This is a genomic window from Pseudorhodoferax soli (assembly GCF_003337555.1).
GTDB lineage: Bacteria > Pseudomonadota > Gammaproteobacteria > Burkholderiales > Burkholderiaceae_C > Pseudorhodoferax > Pseudorhodoferax soli.
In genome coordinates this window covers 383,725-407,035 of record NZ_QPJK01000004.1, presented here as the reverse complement: position 1 = coordinate 407,035, position 23,311 = coordinate 383,725, and the positions used below count along the sequence as shown (strand labels likewise).

Below are 23,311 nucleotides of genomic sequence, written 5' to 3'. Positions count from 1 at the left end.
CTGGCTCTTGCCGGCTTTGGGTGTCAGCGCGGCTGCAGGTGGCCGAGCGGCAGCGCACTGCTCTCCTTGACCTCGCCCAGCGAAAAGCTGGTGTGCAGGTCCTTCACGTTGGGCAGGTTGATCAGCACCTCGCGCGCGAACTGCGCAAAGCTGTCCAGGTCGCGCGAGACCACCTGCAGCTCGAAGGTGCCGGCGCCGCTGATGTAGTGGCACGAGACGACTTCGGGCAGCTTGCGGATCGCGTCTTCCAGCTCGCGCGTGACGTTGCCGTTGTTGCGGTCGGCGTCCAGCCGCACGAAGGCCAGCACCCCCAGGCCGATGCGGCGCCGGTCGATCTCGGCGTGGTAGCCCTTGATGAAGCCGGTGTCTTCCAGCGCCTTCACGCGGCGCCAGCAGGGCGCGGCCGACAGGCCCACGCGCTGCGCAAGCTCGGCGTTGCTGAGCCGGCCGTCGGCCTGCAGTTCTTGCAGGATTGCCAAGTCGAACTTGTCGAGCGTTTCCATAACAGCCAATTTACAGCAAGAAGCTTTCTGAATTGGTCGAAATTAGGGAATCAAAAGAAAGGACATATCTGCGCCATCTCAATACACTGGCCCGCAGAAACCGTCGCCAGCGCCCACGACGCGCAAGCCCTACTTTCAGGAGACCCCCACGATGAACGCACCGCTGCCCGAGCACATCCGCAAGGCGCTAGAAACCGTCACGCTCGACGACAAGTACAGCCTGGACTACGGCCGCGCCTTCATGAGCGGCGTGCAGGCGCTGGTCAAGCTGCCGATGCTGCAGCGGCTGCGCGATGCCCAAGTGGGCAAGAACACCGCCGGCTTCATCAGCGGCTACCGCGGCTCGCCACTCGGGGGCTACGACCAGGCCCTGTGGAAGGCCAGCAAGTTCCTCAAGGCGCAGAACATCGTGTTCCAGCCCGGCGTGAACGAGGAACTGGCTGCCACCGCCCTGTGGGGCACGCAGCAGCTGGGCTTCTCGCCGCCGGGCACCAACAAGTTCGATGGCGTGTTCGGCATCTGGTACGGCAAGGGCCCGGGCGTGGACCGTTGCTCGGACGTGTTCAAGCACGCCAACATGGCGGGCACCACGCCCTGGGGCGGCGTGATCGCGGTGGCCGGCGACGACCACATCTCCAAGAGCTCGACCGCCGCGCACCAGAGCGACCACATCTTCAAGGCCTGCGGCCTGCCGGTGTTCTTCCCGGCCAACGTGCAGGAGATCCTGGACCTGGGCATCCACGCCTTCGCGATGAGCCGTTTCTCCGGCGTGTGGGCCGGCATGAAGACCATCCAGGAAATCGTCGAATCCAGCGCGACCGCGATGATCGATCCGGACCGGGTGCAGATCCAGATTCCCACCGATTTCCAGATGCCCGAGGGCGGCGTGCACATCCGCTGGCCCGACCACGCGCTCGAGCAGGAGGCCCGCCTGTTCCACTACAAGTGGTACGCCGCGCTGGCCTACATCCGCGCGAACAAGCTCAACTACAACGCCATCGAGGGTGCGAACGACCGCTACGGCCTGATCGCCAGCGGCAAGGCCTACAACGACACGCGCCAAGCGTTGCTCGACCTGGGGCTGGACGACGCCACCTGCCGCCAGCTCGGCATCCGGCTGCACAAGGTCGGCGTGGTCTGGCCGCTGGAGGCCCAGCTCACGCGCGACTTCGCCACCGGCATGCAGGAGATCCTGGTGGTCGAGGAGAAGCGCCAGGTCATCGAGTACCAGCTCAAGGAAGAGCTGTACAACTGGCGCTCGGATGTGCGCCCCAACGTGCTGGGCAAGTTCAACGAAGTCGGGGGCGATTTCTCGGGCGGCGAATGGTCCATGGCCAACCCCACGGCCAACACGCTGCTGCGCGCCAATGCCGACCTGTCGCCCGCGCTGATCGCCAAGGCGCTGGCCCAGCGCCTGCACAAGACCGGCGTGCTGGCCGCAGGCGGCGCCGACATGGTGGCGCGCGTGGATGCACAGCTGGCCATCCTGGAGGCCAAGGAGCGCTCCATGCAGGTGCTGGAAGTCGGCGGCGTGCAGGGTGCGGACCGCCTGCCCTGGTTCTGCTCGGGCTGCCCGCACAACACCAGCACCAAGGTGCCGGACGGCTCGCGCGCCATGGGGGGCATCGGCTGCCACTTCATGGCGACCTGGATGGACCGCTCCACCATCGGCTTCACGCAGATGGGCGGCGAGGGCGTGCCCTGGGTCGGCCAGCAGCCCTTCACCACCGACCAGCACATCTTTGCCAACCTGGGCGACGGCACCTACTTCCACAGCGGGCTGCTGGCGATCCGCCAGAGCATCGCGGCGGGCGTCAACATCACCTACAAGATCCTCTACAACGACGCGGTCGCGATGACCGGCGGCCAGCAGGTCGGTGAGCGGCCCGAAGGCCACTCGGTGCTGCAGATCGCCGAGAGCCTGCATGCCGAGGGCGCCAAGAAGGTCGTCGTCGTGACCGACGAGCCCGAGAAGTACCAGGGTGTGGCCATTCCGGGCGACCACGTGACGGTGCACCACCGCGACCAGCTGGACGAGATCCAGCGGCAGTTCCGCGAGATGCCCGGCACCACGGCCATCATCTACGACCAGACCTGCGCCACCGAGAAGCGCCGGCGCCGCAAGCGCGGCACGGCCGTGGACCCGGCCAAGCGCGTGGTCATCAACGACCTGGTCTGCGAGGGCTGCGGCGACTGCAGCGTGCAGTCCAACTGCCTGTCGGTGGAGCCGCTGGAGACCGAGTTCGGTCGCAAGCGCACCATCAACCAGAGCACCTGCAACAAGGACATGAGTTGCCTCAAGGGTTTTTGCCCGAGCTTCGTGACGGTGGAGGGCGGCAAGCTCAAGGGCAAGTCCAAGGCGCAGGCGCCGTCGCCTTTCGAGCTCGGCGCGCTGCCTGAGCCGGCGCTGCCCGCCCTCAACGGCACCTGGGGCATCGTGGTGGCCGGCGTCGGCGGCACGGGCGTCATCACCATCGGCCAGCTGCTGGGCGTGGCCGCGCACCTGGAAGGCAAGGGCATCGTCACGCAGGACGCGGCTGGCCTGGCGCAGAAGGGCGGCGCCACCTGGAGCCACGTGCTGATCGGCAACCACCAGGACGACATCCGCACCACGCGCGTCTCCATGGCAGCGGCCGACCTGATCCTGGGCTGCGACCCGCTGGTGGCGGCGAACGAGGAATCCACGATGCGCATGCGCGAGGGTCGCACGCATGTGGCGCTGAACGTGCACGGCGCGCCGACGGCGGCCTTCGTCAAGAACATCGAATGGCAGAACCCGGCCGACGCCTGTGCCGCCGAACTCGCGCAGATCGTCGGCGACGTTGGCCTGGGCCGCTTCGATGCCGATGCGGCCGCCACCAAGCTGATGGGCGACACCATCTACGTCAACCCCATGATGCTGGGTTACGCCTGGCAGAAGGGGTGGATCCCGCTGGCGTTCGACTCGTTGATGCGCGCGATCGAACTCAACGCCGTGGCCGTGGAGCAGAACAAGGCGGCCTTCGCCTGGGGCCGCCGCGCGGCGGCCGAGCCCGCGGCCATGGAGCAGCTGCTGGCCGGCGCGGGCGGCAAGGTGCAGGTCATCGACTTCAAGAAGCGCGAGACGCTGGAGCAAATGGTCGCCCGCCGCGTGGAGTTCCTGACCGGCTACCAGAACGCCGCTTACGCAGGTGAATACCAGGCCTTCGTCGAGAAGGTGCGCGCACGCGAGCAGGCGATGGGCGCGCCCAAGCACCTGCCCCTCAGCGAGGCCGTGGCGCGCTACCTGTTCAAGCTGATGGCCTACAAGGACGAGTACGAGGTGGCGCGGCTGCACAGCGACCCGGCCTTCCTGGCCCGCGTGCACGGCATGTTCGAGGGCGACTACACCATCAACTACCACCTGGCGCCGCCCATGACGGCCAAGAAGAACGCCAAGGGCGAACTCCAAAAGACCAAGTTCGGCCCGTCCATGCTGACGGGCTTCAAGATCCTGGCGAAGCTGAAGGGCCTGCGCGGCACGGCGCTCGACGTGTTCGGCCGCACCGAGGAGCGCCGGACCGAGCGCGCGCTGATCGGCGAGTACCGCGCCAGCATCGACGAGGTGCTGGCCGGCCTGAACGCCGCCAACCATCCCGTGGCGCTGGACATCGCGCGCATCCCCGAGCAGATCAAAGGCTACGGCCATGTGAAGGAGCGCAACCTGGCAGCTGCCCGCCAGAAGTGGGTGCAGCTGCAGGCCGCTTTCCGCGACCCGGCCAGCCAGGCGCGCGCCGCCTGACCTTGCCCCAGCCCGGCCTTATGCCGGCTGGGGCCTCCGCGACCCGTCAAGGCCAGCGGCATACAATCGCCTGTTTTTCGCTTGCTTCGTGCGTTTACCGCGCGCGGCGTTGCGCGCATTCGCGCGCTTTTCGATCTTTGCATCCTCGTCTGGAGACGCTTCGTGCTGATTTCTTCCGCTTTTGCCCAAACCGCGCCTGCTGCAGCTTCCGGTGGCGGTGACCTGATGTCGTCGCTGGGCAGCATGCTGCCGCTGCTGCTGATGTTCGTGGTGCTGTACTTCATCATGATCCGTCCACAGATGAAGAAGCAGAAGGAGCACCGCGCCATGATCGACGCGCTGGCCAGGGGCGACGAGATCGCCACGGCTGGCGGCCTGATCGGCAAGGTCACCAAGATCGGCGAAGGTTCGCTGAGCGTGGAGATCGCCAATGGCGTCGAGGTGCAACTGCAGCGCCACGCTGTCGTGCAGGTTCTGCCCAAGGGCACCGTCAAGTAAGTCGTTTCCCGTGGAGAGGCGCCTTGCGGGGCGCGGCCGATCATGAACCGTTATCCGGTATGGAAGTACGTGACCATCGTGGTCGTGCTGCTTCTGGGGCTGATCTATGCCCTGCCCAATTTCTATGGCGAAGCGCCGGCCGTGCAGGTGTCTGCCGGCAAGGCCAGTGTGAAGGTGGACGCCACCACGCGTGAGCGTGTCGAGCAGATCCTGAAAGAGGCGGGCGCCACGCCCGATCTGGTGTCGCTGGACGGCGGCTCCGTGCGCGCGCGCTTCGCGACGCCGGACGGGCAGCTCAAGGCGCGCGACGCCCTGCAGCGCGCGCTGGTGCCGGACACGGCCGACCCCTCTTACGTGGTCGCGCTGAACCTGGTGCCGCGCTCGCCGGCCTGGCTGGCCGCACTGAACGCCCATCCCATGTACCTCGGCCTGGACCTGCGCGGCGGCGTGGACTTCCTGCTGCAGGTGGACATGAAGGGCGCCATCGACAAGCGCGCCGAATCGTTCGCCGGCGACCTGCGCACGGCGCTGCGGGACAAGAACATCCGCGGTGCCTCGGTCAACCGCAGTGGCCAGAACGTGGAAATCACTTTCCGCGACGCCCAGGCGCTGGCCGCCGCCAGGAATGTGATCCAGGACCAGTTCCCCGACCTGTCGTCTACCGACAGCCAGGAAGGCAACACCTGGAAGCTGGTCGCCAGCATCAAGCCGGAGGCCGCCCGCCGCCTGCAGGACGCTGCGCTCAAGCAGAACATCACCACGCTGCACAACCGGATCAACGAACTCGGCGTGGCCGAGCCGGTGATCCAGCAGCAGGGCCTGGAGCGCATCGTGGTCCAGCTGCCCGGCGTGCAGGACACGGCCAAGGCCAAGGACATCCTGGGCCGCACCGCCACGCTGGAGGTGCGCCTGGTGGACGAGAGCACCGAGGCCCGCAGCGCCGAGACCGGCACCGGCACCGTGCCGTTCGGCTCCGAGCGCTACCTGGACCGCGCCGGCCAGGCCGTCATCGTGAAGCGCCAGGTGGTGCTGACCGGCGAGAACCTGACCGACGCCCAGCCCGGCTTTGACAGCCAGACCCAGCAGCCCACCGTCAACCTGACGCTGGACGCCAAGGGCGCCCGCATCTTCAAGGACGTCACGCGCGAGAACATCAACAAGCGCATGGCCATCATCCTGTTCGAGAAGGGCCGCGGGGAAGTCGTCACGGCGCCCGTGATCCGCACCGAGATCGCTGGCGGCCGCGTGCAGATCTCCGGCAGCATGACCACCACCGAGGCCAACGACACGGCGCTGCTGCTGCGCGCCGGCTCGCTGGCCGCGCCCATGGAGATCATCCAGGAGCGCACCATCGGCCCGAGCCTGGGCGCCGACAACATCAGCAAGGGCTTCAACAGCGTGCTGTACGGCTTCGTCGCCATCATGGTGTTCATGTGCGCCTACTACGCGCTGTTCGGCGTGTTCTCGTCGATCGCGCTGGCCTTCAACCTGCTGCTGCTGGTGGCCGTGCTGTCGATGCTGCAGGCCACGCTGACGCTGCCCGGCATCGCGGCCATGGCCCTGGCCATCGGCGTGGCGATCGATTCGAACGTGCTGATCAACGAGCGCGTGCGCGAGGAGCTGCGCACCGGGGCCTCGCCGCAGGCGGCCATCCATGCCGGCTACGACCGCGCCTGGGGCACCATCCTGGACTCCAACGTGACCACGCTCATCGCCGGCGTGGCGCTGCTGGCTTTCGGCTCCGGCCCGATCCGCGGCTTCGCCGTGGTGCACTGCCTGGGCATCGTCACCTCCATGTTCTCGGCCGTGTTCTTCTCACGCGCGCTGGTGAACCTCTGGTATGGCCGGCAGAAGAAGCTCAAGAGCGTGTCCATCGGCACGGTCTGGCGGCCCGAGCAGGACGCGCTGGCGGTCCCCGCCAAGTAAGCGCAGGAGCACGACATGGAATTCTTCCGGATCCGCAAGACCATCCCGTTCATGCGCCACGCGCTGGTGCTGAACGCGATCTCGTTCCTGACCTTTGCGCTGGCCGTGTTCTTCCTGTTCCACCGCGGACTGCACCTGTCGGTGGAGTTCACGGGCGGCACCGTGATGGAAGTGGCCTACGAACAATCGGCCGACATCGGCAAGGTGCGCGAGACCATCGGCACGCTCGGCTACTCCGAGGTGCTGGTGCAGGCCTACGGCTCCTCGCGCGACGTGCAGATCCGCCTGCCTGCGCGCAAGGACATGAACGCCACCCAGCAGTCCACCCAGGTCGTGGATGCGCTCAAGGCGGTGGACCCCGGCGTCACGCTGCGTGGCGTGGAATTCGTCGGGCCGCAGGTCGGTGAGGAGCTCACCACCAATGGCCTGAAGGCGCTGGCCATGGTGGTGGTCGGCATCATGGTCTACCTGGCCTTCCGCTTCGAGTGGAAGTTCGCCGTGTCCACGGTGCTCGCCAACCTGCACGACGTGGTCATCATCCTGGGCTTCTTCGCCTTCTTCCAGTGGGAGTTCTCGCTGGCGGTGCTGGCGGCGGTGCTGGCCGTGCTGGGCTATTCGGTCAACGAGTCGGTCGTGATCTTCGACCGTGTGCGCGAGAACTTCCGGCGCTACCGCAAGCTCAGCACGCAGGAGGTCATCGACTCGGCCATCACCAGCACCATCAGCCGGACCATCATCACCCACGGCTCGACGCAGCTGGTGGTGCTGTCCATGTTCTTCTTCGGCGGCCCCACGCTGCACTACTTCGCGCTCGCGCTGACCATCGGCATCTGCTTCGGCATCTACTCGTCGTGCTTCGTCGCCGCGGCGATCGCGATGTGGCTGGGCGTCAAGCGGGAGGACCTGGTGAAGGCCACCAAGAAGGACGAAGACCCGAACGACCCGAATTCGGGCGCCGTCGTCTAGAAGGACAGCCACCGAACGTCCATGCCTACCACCGCCACACCCGACCATCCGCTGGCCCGGCGCACGCGCCAGCATTTCGTGGCCGAACTCAGCCGGCGCCTGGGCGAGGTCGGTGTTGCGGTCAAGGAGCGCCTGACCCAGGCGCTGGAGCAGGTCAGTTCGGTGCGCGAGATGCAGGAACGGCGCGACGCCTGGACGCTGTTCCAGAGCCATGGCCGCGCCTGGGAAGAGGCCGTGGCGGCCGCCTGGCAGCGCGCGGCCCGGGCCGATCCGGCGGCCGTGCCGTCCAAGCCGGTGCCGCCGGTGCTCGAGCTCTCGCTGGTCGGTGACGACGTGGTGGAGAACAAGATCCTGGCCTCGCGGTTGGCGCTGGCCTTGCTGGAGCGCGTCGGCGGGCCGCTGTCCGAACTGCGGGTGCGGGTGCAGCAACTGGAAAAGAGCGACGAGCTCGCGCCGGACGATGTGTTGCGGCCCGAGACGCTGATGCGCTTGCTGATCGAACAATGGCTGGCGACCCGCCTGCCGCGCGCGAGCCTGTTGCTTGTCGTCGAGGCCCTGCAGCGCGAACTGGCGGCGCATCTGCTGGACGCCTGCAAGTCCTGCGAAGCCCTGCTGGTGTCTTCGGGCGTGCAGACCGACGGCGAAACCAAGTACCGCGTGCGCCTGACGCAGATGTCTTCGGCGTCGCCGGGGCAGCCTGCGGCCCAGGCCCAGGCCCAGGCGCAGCGCGATGTGCCGACCGGCCAGGACGCGCTGGACAACGGGTCGTCGGGTGCCGCGCGCCGCGGCCCCGACACCGCGCAACCGCTCGCGCGGGACGACGGCCAGCGCAACCGCCACCTGGCCGACGGCCAGATGGTGGCCGCCATGTCGCCGCTGGCGCGCGCCCGCCGCCGCGCCCAGGGCGTGTTGGGCCAGCTGCGCCGCGTGCTGAGCGAGCAGACCGCCGGCATCTTCGAGGCCACCGCCAAGCAGGAGATCACGCCGACGCTGGCCAATGCGCTGCACCAGAGCCAAAGCCTGGTCGATCCGGACATGCTGATCGGCGACACCGAGTTGGGCAGCGGCGCGGCCTACACCCAGGCCAGCGTGGTCCGCGTGGCCGGCGTGCTGCGCGAGCGCTCCAACGAGCTCAAGAAGAAGGCGTCCACGGACGGCGAGAAGGCCACGATCGAGATCGTGGCGCTGATGTTCCAGAGCATCCTGGCCGAAGAGCGCATCCCGGCGGCGGTGCGTGTCTGGTTCGCCCGGCTGCAGCTGCCGGTGCTGCGCGTGGCGCTGGCCGAACCCGAGTTCTTCGGCACGCTGAACCACCCGGCGCGCCAGCTGATCGACCGCATGGGCTCGTGCGCATTGGGCTTCGACGCCCATGCCATCAGCGGCAGTGCACTGGAGGCCGAGATCCGGCGCGTGGTGCAGGTCATCGAGCAGTACCCCGAGACCGGCCGGCGCGTGTTCCAGCTGGTCTACGACGAGTTCCAGAAATTCCTCTCCAAGTACCTGACGGAAAAGGGCGCGGCCTCCAAGGTGGTCAGCGTGGCGCAGCAGGTCGAGCAGAAAGAGACGCTCGCGATCCAGTACACGATCGAGCTGCGCAACATGCTCAAGGACATGCCGGTGCGCGACGAGGTGCGCGAGTTCCTGTTCAAGGTCTGGGCCGAGGTGCTGGCCATGGCCGCCGTGCGCAAGGGGCCGCAGGATGAGGAGACGGTGGCCTTCAAGCGCTCGGCTGCCGACCTGGTGTGGGCCGCCAGTGCCAAGCCCAACCGGGCCGACCGCGCGCGCGTGATCCAGAGCCTGCCGGCGCTGCTGCAGCGCTTGCGCCAGGGCATGACGTTGCTGGGCTTGTCCTCGCCCGTGCAGGAAGGCCACATCAAGCGCATCAGCGACACGCTGGCCGACGCCTTCATGTCCAAGACCGAAGCCATCCCGCAGGCCCGCATCGACATGATGGCCCAGCGCCTGGCCAACCTGGAGGACTTCGTCAGCGACGAGAGCATGGGCGACCTGCCGCTGGACGCCGACAGCATCGAACTGATGCTGGGCATCGACGCCTCGTCCATCGACGTGATCCCCGACGCCGGCGCCAAGCCCAGCGAGGCCATGCTGGCCTGGGCGCACGAGTTGCAGCTGGGCCACTGGTTCACGCTGGACCACAACCAGAAGATCAGCCAGGTGCAGCTGGCCTGGCGCAGCGAGCGCAGGCAGCTGTTCCTGTTCGCGGCCATGGATGGGCGCAGCACCTTGATCCAGGCCAAGCGCCTGGCGGCCTACCTGCAGGCCGGCCTGCTGATCCCGCAGGAGGAAGAGGCACTCACGTTGCGCGCCACGCGCCAGGCGCTCGAGAAGCTGGACGCCAACCCGGGGCGGCTGCTGGCGGTCTGAGCTGCCGGCTCAGAAGCTGTGAATGAATCGGTCGCGGCCGCGACGGGGTGCGCCGGGCCGCAGGCGTAGGCGCAGGCCGCCGCGCGGGCTTGTGCCCGGGCAAGGACTGCAACGCCCGCATGTGGCCTGGCGTGCCCCGGCCGGAAGGGCGAGGCGCAGGACGCGACGAAGGCGATGGGCGCCGGCAGTCATCGGGCCTTGCGTGGTCGTGAGCGATTCGTTCACAGCTTCTTAGTGGGCCGTGCGTGCCGAGGTGTCCTGCGAGAGTTCGTCCAGCACCAGCGCATCGGGCTCGGTGCCGCTGCTCCAGTAGACCATCAGCACGATCATCTTGAACTCGGACAGCGCCACGGGCGCACCGGGCGCGGCCATGGCCCGGTCCACCACGAGTTCGCGCTGCGCGGGCGGCAGCACGCCGGCGCCCTCGAGCAGGTGCACGAAGCCCAGGCATTCCGGGCCCAGGTGCTCGCGCTCGGCGGGCGTGTAGACCCGCATGGCCGTGCTCGGCGGCAGTGCCTCGTGCACCGTGCCGATGCGCAGACCGCTCAGCCAGTCCAGCGCCTGGCTGATTTCCTCGGCCTCGAAACCCACGGCGCTGAGCTTGCGGCCCAGCTGCTGCGGCTCGGGGCAGGCATCGCCGCGCCAGTAGTTTTCGTAGACGTAAGCGAGCACTTCGAACATGGGCCCAATATAGCGCAGCCGCCCGGCTGCCTTGTTCAGGCTGCCGCGAAGCGTTGGAACAGCGCGCCGGGGAGGCGCACGATGTGGCCGTCCAGCTCCAACTCCAGCAGGCGCGCCTGCAGGACTGCGGTCGGCAGACCGGTGCGGGCCGCCAGTGCATCCAGGCCCATGGGGTCGAAGCCGATATGGGCCAGCACGTCGTCGTCGGGCGGCGGCTCGGGCGGCGCAGCCGTGGGGCGCGCTGCGGTCGCCGGGTCGAATTCCTCGAGCACGTCTTCGATCCGCGTGACCAGCTTGGCCCCTTGCTGGATCAGCTGGTGGCAGCCGCCCGCCTGTGGCGCATGGATGGAGCCGGGGATGGCGAACACCTCCTTGCCTTGTTCCGCTGCCAGCCGCGCGGTGATCAACGATCCCGAACGCAGCGCCGCCTCCACCACCAGCGTGCCGCGGCTGAGCCCTGCGATGAGGCGGTTGCGGCGCGGAAAGTTGGCGGCCAGCGGCGGCGTTCCGAGCGGGTACTCGGAGAGCAGCATGCCGCGCGCAGCGATGACGCGGGCCAGCGCGAGGTGGGCCTTGGGATAGACGCTGTCCAGCCCGGTGCCGACCACCGCCACGGTGGCCGGCTGGGAGGCGTCGTCGGCCGTGCCTTCCAGTGCGCCTTCGTGCGCCGCCCCGTCCACGCCCAGTGCCAGGCCGGAGACGATGGTCCAGCCGGCCGAGGCTGCCCCGCGCGCGAACTGCCGTGCATGGGCCAAGCCCTGGGGCGTGGGCTTGCGGCTGCCCACGATGGCCAGGCCGCGCCCCGCATCTGCGGCGAAGGCGCGCCAGCGCGCCAGGTCGCCCGTCGCGTACAGCAGCAGCGGTGGGTCGGCCATGTGCAGCAGCGTGGCGGGATAGTCGTCCTGGCCGGGCACCAGAACAGCGCGCTGCTCGGGCCGTTGTTGCAGCCACTGCCAGGTCTTGTCGAGCAGATCCGCATGCCCGGCCGGTGGCTCGGCCAATTGACGCAGTTGGCGCGCGTGCACGACCTGGGCCAGCGCCGCGGCGCTCTGATCGAACACCGCATGCGGCGAACCGAAGGCCGTCAGCAGGCGGCGCGCGCCATCGTTGCCGATGTCCGGCGTGCCCAGCAGCCGGAGCCAGTGGCTGAGGTCGCTGCGCTCCATGGGCGGCCCCTCGCGGGATGGGCCTCAGCGCGGGGCGACCAGCCGGTCGCCGACCTTCACGCCGCTCTGGATGTCCAGGATCAACCCATAGGACACACGCTCGAAGGTGCGGAACACCATCAGCATGCCGTTGGTCTCGTCGGGCAGCTTGAGCATGGCCTTGGCGGGATCGGTGCTGTCCGGCAGGCGCCCGCCATCGCTGAGCAGGGTCAGCACGTGGCCGCGTTCCAGGCCGTCGCGCGTGCCCTTGTTGATCGCCACCACCTGGCTCTGGGCCGCGTTGGTATTGGAGATGCCATTGCTGCCGTAGATCGACACCACGCGGCCGTCGACGGGGCCGGAAGGCGCATGCGGCACGTAGCGCGTCAGTTCGGGCGGTGGCTCGGGCAGCAGCCGGTCGCCCACGCGGATGTCTTCCTTGGACACCAGGATGTCCATGGACGCGGGCACCACCTCCACGGTGGTCTTGCCGTCCTTGTCGGTGATGTCGCGCGTGCCCTCGCCCTGCAGCAGCTGTGCCTTGCCCAGGTAGTAGGCCTCGTAGCCCAGCACCTCGCCGGACACCGGGTCCTTGAGCGGCACGGCGTTGCGCACCACGCGGAAGGCGGCCGGCTGGCTGCCCGGCACGGGCGCCAGCGGGAATTCCACCGAGCCGCGGGCGTAGGCGCGGTCGCCCTTGGCCAGCATCACGCGCTGCTCGCGCGTGGCGACGATGCGCGGCGCGTTTTGCAGCGCGTTCTCTTCGACGACCAGCGATTCGGTGAGGAAGGGTTCGATGGCGCTGGGCGACAGCGTGGGCAAGGCGCTGTCGGCCAGCGATGTGGAGCGCACGCGTGGCGACACGCGCACCGTGGCCAGGCCATCGGCGCCGGGGGCCCGCGTGCTGAGCCGTGCGCGGTCGCCGTCCTTGTGCAGGAACAGCTGCTGGCCCGGGTAGATCAGGTGCGGGTTGCGGATGTCCTGCAGATTCATGCCCCACAGCTCGGGCCAGCGCCAGGGCCGGGCCAAAAACAGGCCGGAAATGCCCCACAGCGTGTCACCGCTCTTGACCGTGTAACTGTCCGGCGCGCTGGGCGCCAGCTCCGACAGGGGCACGCCGCGCTGAGCCACCTGGGTGGCGGTGTCGCGCTGGCTGGGCGTGATCGGGTGGTTCTGGGCCTGCGCAGGGGCGGCCAGCAGGGCGGTCGCGGCGGCCAGCGCGGCGATCCCCAGGCTGTGGTTGGTCGTCATGCGTTGCACCAGAAACATCCTTTGAGCGAAGCGTGATGGTGGCCGCGCCGTTCGGAAATCGCGCGAAAGATCGCTGGCAATTGTGCGCGTGAGCCCCTGATCGGACAACGATTATTGCCCTGGCCGCCCAGGCGGTCGGCCAAAAGTGGCGAAAATAGCCACAACTCCGATCTTCGCGTTCCCATGGCTCTGCTTCCGATTCTTCAATACCCTGACGCCAGGCTGCACAAGGTGGCCAAGCCGGTGGCCGCCGTGGACGACCGCATCAAGGCCCTCGTGGCCGACATGCTGGAAACCATGTACGACGCCAAGGGCATCGGCCTGGCCGCCACACAGGTCGACGTGCACGAGCGCGTGATCGTCATCGACGTGTCCGAAGAGCGCGATACACCGCTGGTCCTCATCAACCCCGAGATCACCTGGTCCAGCCCCGAGCGCGAGCTCGGCGACGAAGGCTGCCTGTCCGTACCCGGCATCTACGACGGTGTCGAGCGCGCCAGCCGCATCCGCGTGCAGGCGCTCGATGGCGAGGGCCAGTCGCGCAGCGTCGAGGCCGAGGGGCTGTTGGCCATCTGCATCCAGCACGAGATGGACCATTTGCTGGGCAAGGTGTTCGTCGAGTACTTGTCGCCGCTCAAGCGCAACCGCATCAAGACCAAGATGCTCAAGGCCCAGCGCGACCTGGCCCGCGACGCCGCCTGATTCCCATGCTGCGCCTGATTGCCGCCGCGCTGCCCCTGCTGCTGGCGGCCTGCGCCAGCGTGCAACCCGGCATGGCGCGAGAGCAGGTGCTGTCGTCCTGGGGCCAGCCCACGCGCACCGTGGCCCTGCCGGGCGGCCAGCGGCTGCAGTATTCGCAGCAGCCTTCTGGCCAGCGGGTCTTCATGGTCGACCTGGATGCCGGCGGCAAGGTGCGCAGCGTGCGCCAGGTCATGACGCGCAGCGACTTCGCGCGCATCGCCACCGATGGCTCGTGGACGCGCGCCGATGTCGAGCGCGAGTTCGGCCCGGCGCCCGACAACGAGCGCGTCAGCAGCTGGGACGGTCCCATCCTGAGCTACCGCTGGCGCGAAGGCATGATCGACTTGTACTACTGGGTCTACCTGGACCCCGCCGGTGTGGTGCGCCGTGCCCATGAGGGCGTGGACTGGCGCAACATGCGGCACACCATCAACTGATCCATGCGCATTGTTTTCGCGGGCACGCCCGAGTTCGCGCGGGTGGCCCTGGCGGCCCTGCACGCCGACGGTTTCGAGATCCCCCTCGTCCTGACCCAGCCCGACCGGCCCGCCGGCCGCGGCATGAAGCTGCAGGCCTCTCCGGTCAAGCAGTTCGCGCTGGAGAACGGCTGGCCCGTGGCCCAGCCGCGCAGCCTGCGTCTGGACGGCAAGTACCCCGAGGACGCGGCCGCCGCGCGCGAGGCCCTGCTGGCTGCGCGGCCGGACGCCATGGTGGTCGCCGCTTACGGGCTGATCCTGCCGCAATGGGTGCTGGACCTGCCGCGCCTGGGGTGCCTGAACATCCACGCCAGCCTGCTGCCGCGCTGGCGCGGCGCCGCGCCGATCCACCGCGCCATCGAGGCTGGCGACCAAAAGACCGGCGTGACCATCATGCAGATGGACGCCGGCCTGGACACCGGCGACATGCTCGTGGAGGAGTGCCTGGCCATCGGCGAGGACAGCACCGCCCAGCTGCACGACCGCCTGGCCGAACAGGGCGGGCGCCTGATCGTCGAGACGCTGCGCCAGGCCGAAGCCGGCCGCCTGCAGCCCCGGCCCCAGCCGGCCGAAGGCATCACCTACGCCCACAAGATCGAGAAGTCCGAGGCGCCCATCGACTGGACGCTGCCGGCCACCGCCATCGCACGCCGGCTGCGCGCCTTCGACCCGTTCCCGGGCGCGACCACGCAGCTGGGCGGCGAGACGCTCAAGTGCTGGGCCGGCCGCGTGCTGCCCGGCGCCTGCGGCCTGCCGCCAGGCACCGTGCTGGCGGCCGACGCTGCCGGCCTCGCCGTGGCCACCGGCGACGGCGTGCTGCTGCTGACCGAGTTGCAGCGTGCCGGCGGCAAGCGCCTGCCGGCTGCGGCTGTGCTGGCAGGCTTCGCCATCCAGCCCGGCCAGGTGCTGGGCTGATGTTCTGGTCGTCGGAGATCCGGCGCCGGCCGGCGTTCGGCGAAGCCTGGCGCGAGATGCTGCCGGTGGCCATGGGCATCGGCGCCTGGGGCCTCATGACGGGCGTGGCCATGCTCAAGTCCGGCCTGTCGGTGGTCGAGGCCGTGGCCATGACGCTGCTGGTCTACGCGGGCAGCTCGCAGCTGGCGGCGCTGCCCCTGTTGATCGCGGGCGCGCCGTTCTGGGTCATCCTGGCCACGGGCTTCTGCGTGAACCTGCGCTTCGTGGTGTTCAGCCTGCATCTGCGGCCCTACCTGCTGCACATGCCGCGCTGGCGCCGGCTGCTGCACGGCTACCTCACGGCCGACATGAGCTACGCCATGTTCACGCGCCGCTATGCGACGCCCGGGAACACGCCAGCCGAGTTGCAGGCGCAGGAGGCCTTCCTCACCGGTGGCTACTGCGTGACCTGGATGGCGTGGATGGGCATGAGCCTGGTCGGCATCGCGCTGGCCAACTTCATCCCTTCGCACTGGGGCCTGGGTTTTGCCGGCGTGCTGAGCCTGTTGGCCATCGTCTGCTCGATGGCCACCACGCGGCTGCGCATCCTGGCCGCGCTGATCGCCGCTGCCACCGCCGTGGCGGCCTATGCGCTGCCGCTCAGGCTCAACATCGTCGCTGGCATCGGCACGGCCGTGCTGGTCTGCTTCTGGCTGGAGAAGCAACTGGGCCTGAACCCGGACGAGGAAGACGAGAGGTGAGCGGCACGACCGACTTGTGGACCTTGGCCGTCATCGTCGGGCTGGCGGGCGTGACGGTGTTCACCCGCTGCTTCTTCTTCATCCTCGACCGGCCCTGGGGCCTGCCCGACTGGGCGCACCGCGCGCTGCACTACGCGCCGGTGGCGGCGTTGGCGGCGGTGGTGCTGCCCGAGGTGGTGATGACCGACGGCCATGTCATCTCCACCTGGCAGGACGCGCGCCTGTACGCTGCCTTGGCCGGCGCCGCCTGGTACTTCTGGCGGGGCGGCGTACTGGGCACCATGCTGGTGGGCATGGCCGTCTACCTGCCATTGCACCTGGGGCTGGGCTGGTAGGGGTAGGAGCAGCGGTAGGGCGCTTTCTACAATGGTCGGCTGTCGTCCACCATCCTCTACCACCACACCATGAACGTTCTCCGCTTCTCCGACCTGTGTGCCCAAGGCAAGGCCGCCGGCCAGCGCGTCTTCATCCGCGCCGACCTCAACGTGCCGCAGGACGATGCCGGCAACATCACCGAGGACACGCGCGTGCGCGCCTCCGTGCCCTGCATCCGCATGGCGCTGGACGCCGGCGCGGCCGTGATGGTGACCTCGCACCTGGGCCGCCCGACCGAGGGTGCGTTCAAGCCCGAGGACTCGCTGGCCCCGGTGGCCAAGCGCCTGGGTGAACTGCTGGGCCGCGAGGTTCCGCTGGTTGCGAACTGGGTCGACGGCGTGCAGGTGCAGCCCGGCCAGGTCGTGCTGCTGGAGAACTGCCGTGTCAACAAGGGCGAGAAGAAGAACGACGAGGCGCTGGCCAGGAAACTCGCCGCGCTGTGCGACATCTATGTGAACGATGCCTTCGGCACGGCCCACCGCGCCGAGGCCACGACCTACGGCATTGCCCAGTTCGCCAAGACCGCCAGCGCGGGCCCGCTGCTGGCGGCCGAGATCGATGCCATCACCAAGGCGCTGGCGGCGCCGAAGCGCCCGCTGATCGCCATCGTGGCCGGCTCCAAGGTCAGCACCAAGCTGACCATCCTGCAGTCGCTGGCCAAGAACGTGGACGGCCTCATCGTCGGCGGCGGCATCGCCAACACCTTCCTCCTCGCCGCCGGCATGCCGATCGGCAAGAGCCTGGCCGAGACCGACCTGGTCGGCGAGGCCAAGGCCGTGATCGAGGCCATGAAGGCACGCGGCGCCGAGGTGCCCATTCCCGAGGATGTGGTCACGGCCAAGGCCTTCGCGGCCGACGCGCCGGCCACGGTCAAGGCCGCAGCCGACGTGGCGGCGGACGACCTGATCCTGGACATCGGTCCCAAGACCGCGGCCCGGCTGGCGGCCCAGCTCAAGGCGGCCGGCACCATCGTCTGGAACGGCCCGGTCGGCGTGTTCGAGTTCGACGCCTTCGCCAAGGGCACGCAAGCCATCGCACGCGCCGTGGCCGAGAGCAGCGCCTTCAGCATCGCCGGTGGCGGCGACACGCTGGCCGCCATCGCCAAGTACGGCATCGAGAAGGACGTGGGCTACATCTCCACGGGTGGCGGCGCCTTCCTCGAGGTGCTGGAGGGCAAGACCCTGCCGGCCTTCGAGATCCTGTCCAAGCGCGCCGCCGGCTGATCAGCGCGGCGCCGAGGCCGCCGGTGCCACCGGCGCTCCGATCGCGGGTGCGGTGGCTGCGCCAGCGGCCACCAGGCGGCGCAGCTTGGTCAGCAGCGTCTTGGCACGCTTTGCATTGGCCGGGCCCATGCGCACCAGCATCTTCTGGCCGGCCGACAGCGATTGCAGCTGCGGATCGGTGAACTCCCAACGGACCCAGGGGCGCGGATCGGCCACCTCGCCGCGCACCTCCAGAAGTTGCAGCGCCAGCGGGCCCTGCGGTTCGGGCGCCTGCAGCAGGTGGTCGAGCACCGCCACCAGGCGGTCGTTGAAGTAGCGGCCCGGGTAGCCCAGCTCCTCATAGCTCTGCTGGAACAACGGGTAGAGCCGGCCGTAGAGCTGCACCGCACGCTCGAGCGGAATGGCCTCGGCGAACGACAGCAGGGCGCCATAGCGGCCGGCGTTCGTCGGCGCGATCTGGGCCTTGTCTCCCTCTCCCTGTACCAGGAAGCGCTGCGGCGTGGGCTGCACTGGCCACAGCCGCGCCGGCGCGCTGGCGCGCGGCAGGTTGTCGACGGTGGCGACCACGCGGCGCACGAAGCCGTCTGTCAGCAGCAGGGCCTGCACGGGGCCGCGGCCGAGCAGCTCGACCAGTGCATCGGTGACCGGGCCATCGGCCTCGGCCAGCGCCGGCAGGGCCTGGCCCTGGGCCGGCGGCACCTCGATCGGATGCTCCGGCCCGGAGGCCGCCACCTGCGGTGGTGGCGCGCTGGCTGCAGCGGCGGGCGCGGGCGGTGCCGCCACCACGGGCGGCGGGGCGGGTGGTGCAGGCTCGGCGGGCCGGCCCCAGAACCACCAGGCACCGCCCGCTGCCAGCGCGACGGCCAGCAGCCCCAGCATCCAGGACGCGCCCGATGCGCGGGGCGGGTGCAGGTCGCGGTGGTCGGATGCGGGCATGCGGTCTCCTTTCAGTGTGTGGCCGTGTGATCCTCGCATGGCCCGCGCGTTCCCCCTGCGCGGCCTGGGGTCAAGCCATCTCGAGGGTGGGGCGGCCCTGGAAGTCGGTCCAGCACTGGCGCGAGAAGTCGTAGAGCTTGCAGGCGCGCGCGGTGGCGAAGTACCACCTCCACGAGAACCGCTGGACGATGATGCGTTCGGGCAGCAATTGCTCGAGCACGGCCTGGGCCTCCTTGAGCTTGTACAGCGGGATGCTCATGTCCACGTGGTGCGCCGTGTGCTCCATGATGTGGTGGATCAGCGCGCCGATCTGCAGCGGGAAGGTCAGGTGCACGGTGGTCGAGACGAAGGGCTGGGCGCGCTGCCAGGCGGCCTTGTCGTCGTGCCACTTCACCTTGACGTGGGTGTGGTGGCCATAGATCACGAAGCCCATCATGTGAAACCAGAACACCATGGGCACACCGAAGCCCAGCAGCAGCACGAGCCACACCGCCTGGTCGGTGGCCAGCGCGGCGGCGACCAGCGCGGCGATCCACAGCGCGGCGAAGCCGGTCACCAGCAGGCAGTCGCGCGTGAAGACCGGGCGGTAGCTGTTGCCCATGCCGCTGCGGCGCGGGAACATCATCTTCTTCCACCAGATCTCCACCATGTAGTACAGGCCCGGCCCCCAGCCGCTGCGGTAGATGCGCTCGCACAGCCGGCGCAGCGGCGGCATGGCGCGGTATTCGGCCTGCGTGGCCGGGGCCCAGACGAAGTCCACGCCCTTGAGGTTGGTGAAACCGTGGTGCACCACGTTGTGCCCCATGTCCCACAGGCTGTAGGCCGTCAGCGAGGGCAGGAAGGCGATGCGGCCGAGCCAGCGGTTCAGGCGCCGGTGCGGCGTCAGGCTCTGGTGGCAGGCGTCGTGGCCGATGACGAAGAGCCGGCCGACCACGAAGCCGGCGGCCAGCGCGCAGGCCAGCTGCAGCCACCAGGCCGGCATCAGCACGGTGCCGACGACCAGCGCGGCGAACAGCACCAGGTCGAAGGCCAGCAGCACGCAGGCGCGCAGCGTGCTGCGCTGGGCGATCGGCACCAGCCAGGAGCGGATGGTCTTGCGGTGCGGCAAGGGCGCTTGGGGCGCGAGCGGCGCGGGCAGTTCCGGCCGGGCCGGAGCGGGAGAGCGGTACATGGCGGAAACAGTGCGTGCGAAGGAAGGACCGGCACCGTAGCCCAGCGGCCGGGCCGGTGTCGTGACGGAGGTCAAAGCCTGCGTGATCTGTCGCACTGCCATGTGAGAATGGCCGGGACAAGGAGACTCAAGCATGAGCACGACCCGACTTCCCCGCCACGCCACCAAGATCGTCGCCACCCTGGGCCCGGCTTCCAGCACGCCCGAGATGCTGGAGCAGATGATCATCCACAAGGTCAGCGTGGTCCGCCTCAACTTCAGCCACGGCACGGCGCAGGACCACATCGCGCGTGCCGCCATGGTGCGCGAGGCCGCCCGCAAGGCTGGCCGCGAAGTGGCGATCATGGCCGACCTGCAAGGCCCCAAGATCCGCGTCGGCAAGTTCGCCGAAGGCAAGGTGCTGCTGGTGCCGGGCGAGAAGTTCGTCCTCGACGCTGCGCGCACCGAGCCGGGCGACATCGACGGCGTGGGCCTGGACTACAAGGACCTGCCGCGCGACGTGAAGGCTGGCGACCGGCTGCTGCTCAACGACGGGCTGATCGTGCTGGTCGTCGATGCCGTCAAGGGCGACCAGGTGCTCACCACGGTCAAGCTCGGCGGTGAGCTGTCCAACAACAAGGGCATCAACAAGGAAGGCGGCGGCCTGACTGCGCCGGCGCTGACGGCCAAGGACATGGAGGACATCAAGACCGCCATGAGCTTCCAGGCCGACTACGTGGCTGTGAGCTTTCCCAAGAACGCCACCGACATGGAGATGGCACGCCAGCTGTGCAACGTGGCGGGCGCCGAGAGCGGCCACAAGCCCGGCATGATCGCCAAGATCGAACGCGCCGAGGCGATCCCCAAGCTCGAGGAGATCCTGCGTGCCAGCGACGGCATCATGGTCGCGCGCGGCGACCTGGCCGTGGAAGTCGGCAACGCGGCTGTGCCGGCGCTGCAGAAGAAGATGATCCGCATGGCGCGTGACATGGACAAGGTGGCCATCACGGCCACGCAGATGATGGAGTCCATGATCACCAACCCGGTGCCCACGCGCGCCGAGGTCAGCGACGTGGCCAACGCCGTGCTGGACGGCACCGACGCGGTCATGCTGTCGGCCGAGACGGCCTCGGGCCGCTACCCGCTGGAAACCGTGCAGGAGATGAGCCGCATCTGCGAAGCCGCCGAAGGCGCCGAGGACAAGAACCTGGACGCCGACTTCAGCGGGCGCCACTACGCGCGCATCGACCAGTCCATCGCCATGGGCGCGCTGTTCACCGCGCACCACGTGGGCGCCAAGGCCATCGTGGCGCTGACCGATTCCGGCTCGACCATGCTCTGGATGAGCCGGCACCGCGCCCACATCGCCATGTACGCGCTGACCTCGCGCCTGGCCACGCAGCGCAAGCTGGCGCTGTACCGCAATGTGCGTCCGTTGCTGATGGACTCCCACACCGACCGCGACACGGCCCTCGAGCAGGCCGAGTCCCACCTCAAGAAGCGCGGCATCGTGCAGACCGGCGACGTCTACACCATCACCTGCGGCGAGCCCATGGGTGCCCCGGGCGGCACCAACATGCTCAAGATCTGCGTGGTGCGCTGAGGCGCCTCAGTCGAAGCGGAACGACACGCCGGTCACGAACATCGCGTCGGTCTTCTTCACGCCCGAGCCTGGGTCGCTGTTGTAGCGCACGCTGAGGCCGGCCGTGAGGTTCATGGACTGGGTCATCGCCACCGTGACGTTGGTGTCGAAGCTGGCGCGGTATTCACCTGTGTCGCGCAGGTTGGGGTAGAGCGCCAGACGCTGGCGCAGGCTGGTGGTCTGCGTCAGCTTGTGGTTGGACTCTTCGGCCAGCACCAGCTCCAGGCGGCCGTAGCCGTCGCTCACGCTGCCGTCGATCTCGGTCGGCTCGATGAAGCGGTCGCGGCTGTAACCCAGGCCGCCCGACACGTCGAAGGTGGTCTGCTCGTTCTTGATGACGTGGTAGCCCACACCGGAGGCCACCGACATGCGCGAGGAGAGGTTGGCCAGCTTGTCGCGCAGGGCATCGGCCGAGCCGAAGCCGAACCACACCGGCGTCAGGTCGCGCGTGTACTGCGTGCCCAGCGCGAAGCGCTCGGTCTGCGTCTCACCATCGCTGTGGGCGTAGGCGCCCTGGCCCAGGAAGGTCCACTTGTCGATCGCGCTCACCCGCGCGGCCTCGCCGGTCAGGTTCAGGGCGACCGATTCGTTGTTGCCGGTGGCGGCATTGGCGCCGGCGGTGAAGAGGTAACGCCACTTGTTGTCGGGCTTGAGCGTGACCTGGGCCGACGCCAGCAGCGGTGCTGCGAGCAGGGTGGCCATGGCGGCATGGCGGAGCGAGAGACGGGTCGACGGCATCGGATGGATCCTCCTGGCAAAGAAAAAGCGCTGGGCGCGCTCGGGTCCGTAATGGTGTGCGGTGCAGCAATTGGGCTTTGGAGAAATTGCTGAGACCGGCGCCGGGTCGCGCCCTTGTCCGACAGCGCCGCAGCGTCCTGTCCGTCCCCGATGTTGGTTACGGGCTGGTTACCAGCCGCGGCACTCGGGTTTCACCGGATTTCGCCGGCCATCCCCCTACAATTCCGCGGTTTTGTGCATCCCCGCCGCCCCGGCCCCCATCCCAAGAAGGTGTCACCAGTGAATCAGGAACAGCTGAACAAAGTCTCCACCGGCAACGGTTTCATCGCCGCTCTGGACCAGAGCGGCGGCAGCACGCCCAAGGCGCTCAAGCTTTACGGCGTGGATGAATCCACCTACAGCGGCGACGCGCAGATGTTCGACCTGGTGCATGCCATGCGTAACCGCATCGTTACCAGCCCGGCCTTCGACGGCCGCCGCGTGCTGGGCGCCATCCTGTTCGAGATGACGATGGACCGCCAGTTCGACGGCATGGACGCCGCCCAGTACCTGTGGGAGAAGAAGCAGGTCGTGCCCTTCCTGAAGGTCGACAAGGGCCTGGCCGACGAAGCCGACGGCGTGCAACTCATGAAGCCCATGCCCGAGCTCGACGCCCTGGTGGCGCGTGCGGTCAAGAAGGGCATCTTCGGCACCAAGATGCGTTCGGTCATCAACAGCGCCAATGCCAAGGGCATCGCCGCTGTGCTGGACCAGCAGTTCGCCGTGGGCCTGCAGATCCTCAAGGGCGGCCTGATGCCCATCATCGAGCCCGAAGTCAACATCAAGGCCACCGACAAGAAGGAAGCCGAGGCGCTGCTCAAGGCCGGCTTCATCCAGCGCCTGGACGCGCTGCCGGGCGATGCCAAGGTCATGCTCAAGCTGACCATCCCCACTGTGGACGGCTTCTACAGCGACCTGGTCAAGCACCCCAAAGTTGTGCGCGTGGTGGCGCTGTCGGGCGGCTACAGCCGTGCCGACTCGAACGCCATGCTGGCCAAGAACCCCGGCGTGATCGCCAGCTTCAGCCGCGCGCTGACCGAAGGCCTGACCGCCCAGCAGTCCGACGCCGAGTACAACAGCGCGCTGGACGGCGCCATCGAATCGATCTACCAGGCATCGATCACCTGAGCCCTGGCGACCACGCCAGGCCAAGGCCGCGGAATCCGCGGCCTTTTTTCTGGGCGGCCGCCGTCGTGGACAATCGCCGACGACCCGTTTCCC

20 protein-coding genes are annotated in these 23,311 nt (G+C 68.7%); 13 read left to right on the top strand and 7 right to left on the bottom strand.

The window, feature by feature from the left end; genetic code table 11:
• Positions 1–23: 23 nt before the first annotated feature.
• Positions 24–503 (bottom strand): Lrp/AsnC family transcriptional regulator, encoded by a 480-nt coding sequence (locus DES41_RS16640; protein WP_114468769.1) that lies wholly within the window; start codon positions 501–503, stop codon positions 24–26.
• Positions 504–654: 151 nt separating this feature from the next.
• On the opposite strand from DES41_RS16640, the gene DES41_RS16635 reads away from it, so the two are divergent.
• The 5 genes from DES41_RS16635 to DES41_RS16615 all read left to right on the top strand — a co-directional run bounded on the left by DES41_RS16635 (position 655) and on the right by DES41_RS16615 (position 10,038).
• On the top strand, positions 655–4,263 hold the full coding sequence (locus tag DES41_RS16635) for an indolepyruvate ferredoxin oxidoreductase family protein (RefSeq protein WP_114468768.1): 3,609 nt from the start codon (positions 655–657) through the stop codon (positions 4,261–4,263).
• Positions 4,264–4,425: 162 nt separating this feature from the next.
• Positions 4,426–4,761 carry a preprotein translocase subunit YajC gene (gene yajC, locus DES41_RS16630; protein ID WP_114468767.1) on the top strand — a complete coding sequence of 112 codons (336 nt, stop codon included), beginning with the start codon at positions 4,426–4,428 and terminating at the stop codon, positions 4,759–4,761.
• Between the two features lie 42 nt (positions 4,762–4,803).
• A complete protein-coding gene (gene secD, locus DES41_RS16625; RefSeq protein WP_114468766.1) occupies positions 4,804–6,687 on the top strand; it encodes a protein translocase subunit SecD in 1,884 nt (627 codons plus the stop codon).
• A 15-nt stretch (positions 6,688–6,702) separates the two neighbouring features.
• Positions 6,703–7,653 carry a protein translocase subunit SecF gene (secF, locus tag DES41_RS16620; RefSeq protein WP_114468765.1) on the top strand — a complete coding sequence of 317 codons (951 nt, stop codon included), beginning with the start codon at positions 6,703–6,705 and terminating at the stop codon, positions 7,651–7,653.
• Positions 7,654–7,674: 21 nt separating this feature from the next.
• Positions 7,675–10,038, top strand: a complete 2,364-nt coding sequence (locus DES41_RS16615) for a DUF1631 family protein (RefSeq protein WP_114468764.1) — start codon at positions 7,675–7,677, stop codon at positions 10,036–10,038.
• A 231-nt stretch (positions 10,039–10,269) separates the two neighbouring features.
• On the opposite strand, the gene DES41_RS16610 is transcribed toward DES41_RS16615, so the two are convergent.
• The 3 genes from DES41_RS16610 to DES41_RS16600 are packed head-to-tail and all read right to left on the bottom strand — an operon-like array spanning position 10,270 to position 13,115.
• A complete protein-coding gene (locus DES41_RS16610) occupies positions 10,270–10,719 on the bottom strand; it encodes a Smg family protein (protein WP_114468763.1) in 450 nt (149 codons plus the stop codon).
• 35 nt (positions 10,720–10,754) lie between these two features.
• A complete protein-coding gene (gene dprA, locus DES41_RS16605; RefSeq protein ID WP_114468762.1) occupies positions 10,755–11,885 on the bottom strand; it encodes a DNA-processing protein DprA in 1,131 nt (376 codons plus the stop codon).
• 24 nt (positions 11,886–11,909) lie between these two features.
• On the bottom strand, positions 11,910–13,115 hold the full coding sequence (locus DES41_RS16600) for a LysM peptidoglycan-binding domain-containing protein (RefSeq protein WP_211332993.1): 1,206 nt from the start codon (positions 13,113–13,115) through the stop codon (positions 11,910–11,912).
• A 183-nt stretch (positions 13,116–13,298) separates the two neighbouring features.
• On the opposite strand from DES41_RS16600, the gene def reads away from it, so the two are divergent.
• The 6 genes from def (at position 13,299) to DES41_RS16570 (ending at position 17,585) form a co-directional block, all read left to right on the top strand.
• A complete protein-coding gene (gene def / locus DES41_RS16595; protein WP_114468760.1) occupies positions 13,299–13,817 on the top strand; it encodes a peptide deformylase in 519 nt (172 codons plus the stop codon).
• Between the two features lie 5 nt (positions 13,818–13,822).
• Positions 13,823–14,293: a hypothetical protein gene (locus tag DES41_RS16590; RefSeq protein WP_114468759.1), complete on the top strand. Its 471-nt coding sequence runs from the start codon at positions 13,823–13,825 to the stop codon at positions 14,291–14,293.
• A gap of 3 nt (positions 14,294–14,296) precedes the next feature.
• Positions 14,297–15,247, top strand: coding sequence for a methionyl-tRNA formyltransferase (gene fmt / locus DES41_RS16585; protein WP_114468758.1), 951 nt, complete (start codon positions 14,297–14,299; stop codon positions 15,245–15,247).
• Positions 15,247–15,987 (top strand): AzlC family ABC transporter permease, encoded by a 741-nt coding sequence (locus tag DES41_RS16580; protein WP_114468757.1) that lies wholly within the window; start codon positions 15,247–15,249, stop codon positions 15,985–15,987. The genes fmt and DES41_RS16580 overlap by 1 nt, the downstream gene beginning before the upstream one ends.
• A complete protein-coding gene (locus DES41_RS16575) occupies positions 15,984–16,322 on the top strand; it encodes an AzlD domain-containing protein (RefSeq protein ID WP_114468756.1) in 339 nt (112 codons plus the stop codon). The genes DES41_RS16580 and DES41_RS16575 overlap by 4 nt, the downstream gene beginning before the upstream one ends.
• Positions 16,323–16,391: 69 nt before the next feature.
• A complete protein-coding gene (locus DES41_RS16570; RefSeq protein ID WP_114468755.1) occupies positions 16,392–17,585 on the top strand; it encodes a phosphoglycerate kinase in 1,194 nt (397 codons plus the stop codon).
• Here DES41_RS16570 and DES41_RS16565 read toward each other — a convergent pair whose 3' ends face one another.
• A complete protein-coding gene (locus DES41_RS16565) occupies positions 17,586–18,521 on the bottom strand; it encodes a DUF3014 domain-containing protein (protein WP_114468754.1) in 936 nt (311 codons plus the stop codon). It lies immediately after the preceding gene.
• A 70-nt stretch (positions 18,522–18,591) separates the two neighbouring features.
• Positions 18,592–19,692: a fatty acid desaturase gene (locus tag DES41_RS16560; protein ID WP_245965760.1), complete on the bottom strand. Its 1,101-nt coding sequence runs from the start codon at positions 19,690–19,692 to the stop codon at positions 18,592–18,594.
• A gap of 133 nt (positions 19,693–19,825) precedes the next feature.
• Between DES41_RS16560 and pyk the strand changes: the two genes are divergently transcribed.
• Positions 19,826–21,274, top strand: coding sequence for a pyruvate kinase (pyk, locus tag DES41_RS16555; RefSeq protein ID WP_114468752.1), 1,449 nt, complete (start codon positions 19,826–19,828; stop codon positions 21,272–21,274).
• A gap of 6 nt (positions 21,275–21,280) precedes the next feature.
• On the opposite strand, the gene DES41_RS16550 is transcribed toward pyk, so the two are convergent.
• On the bottom strand, positions 21,281–22,051 hold the full coding sequence (locus tag DES41_RS16550; RefSeq protein WP_114468751.1) for a DUF481 domain-containing protein: 771 nt from the start codon (positions 22,049–22,051) through the stop codon (positions 21,281–21,283).
• Between the two features lie 279 nt (positions 22,052–22,330).
• On the opposite strand from DES41_RS16550, the gene DES41_RS16545 reads away from it, so the two are divergent.
• The gene (locus DES41_RS16545) at positions 22,331–23,218 is read left to right on the top strand and encodes a fructose bisphosphate aldolase (protein WP_245965740.1); all 888 of its coding nucleotides are present in this window, start codon (positions 22,331–22,333) and stop codon (positions 23,216–23,218) included.
• The last annotated feature ends 93 nt before the right edge of the window (positions 23,219–23,311 follow it).

Excerpts from the sequence above, each read along its gene's own strand:
- DES41_RS16640 (WP_114468769.1), bottom strand. The coding sequence starts at position 503 with ATGGAAACGCTCGACAAGTTCGACTTGGCAATCCTGCAAGAACTGCAG.
- DES41_RS16635 (WP_114468768.1), top strand. The coding sequence starts at position 655 with ATGAACGCACCGCTGCCCGAGCACATCCGCAAGGCGCTAGAAACCGTC.
- secD (WP_114468766.1), top strand. The coding sequence starts at position 4,804 with ATGAACCGTTATCCGGTATGGAAGTACGTGACCATCGTGGTCGTGCTG.
- secF (WP_114468765.1), top strand. The coding sequence starts at position 6,703 with ATGGAATTCTTCCGGATCCGCAAGACCATCCCGTTCATGCGCCACGCG.
- DES41_RS16615 (WP_114468764.1), top strand. The coding sequence starts at position 7,675 with ATGCCTACCACCGCCACACCCGACCATCCGCTGGCCCGGCGCACGCGC.
- DES41_RS16610 (WP_114468763.1), bottom strand. The coding sequence starts at position 10,719 with ATGTTCGAAGTGCTCGCTTACGTCTACGAAAACTACTGGCGCGGCGAT.
- dprA (WP_114468762.1), bottom strand. The coding sequence starts at position 11,885 with ATGGAGCGCAGCGACCTCAGCCACTGGCTCCGGCTGCTGGGCACGCCG.
- DES41_RS16600 (WP_211332993.1), bottom strand. The coding sequence starts at position 13,115 with ATGACGACCAACCACAGCCTGGGGATCGCCGCGCTGGCCGCCGCGACC.
- def (WP_114468760.1), top strand. The coding sequence starts at position 13,299 with ATGGCTCTGCTTCCGATTCTTCAATACCCTGACGCCAGGCTGCACAAG.
- DES41_RS16590 (WP_114468759.1), top strand. The coding sequence starts at position 13,823 with ATGCTGCGCCTGATTGCCGCCGCGCTGCCCCTGCTGCTGGCGGCCTGC.
- fmt (WP_114468758.1), top strand. The coding sequence starts at position 14,297 with ATGCGCATTGTTTTCGCGGGCACGCCCGAGTTCGCGCGGGTGGCCCTG.
- DES41_RS16580 (WP_114468757.1), top strand. The coding sequence starts at position 15,247 with ATGTTCTGGTCGTCGGAGATCCGGCGCCGGCCGGCGTTCGGCGAAGCC.
- DES41_RS16570 (WP_114468755.1), top strand. The coding sequence starts at position 16,392 with ATGAACGTTCTCCGCTTCTCCGACCTGTGTGCCCAAGGCAAGGCCGCC.
- DES41_RS16565 (WP_114468754.1), bottom strand. The coding sequence starts at position 18,521 with ATGCCCGCATCCGACCACCGCGACCTGCACCCGCCCCGCGCATCGGGC.
- DES41_RS16560 (WP_245965760.1), bottom strand. The coding sequence starts at position 19,692 with ATGTACCGCTCTCCCGCTCCGGCCCGGCCGGAACTGCCCGCGCCGCTC.
- pyk (WP_114468752.1), top strand. The coding sequence starts at position 19,826 with ATGAGCACGACCCGACTTCCCCGCCACGCCACCAAGATCGTCGCCACC.
- DES41_RS16550 (WP_114468751.1), bottom strand. The coding sequence starts at position 22,051 with ATGCCGTCGACCCGTCTCTCGCTCCGCCATGCCGCCATGGCCACCCTG.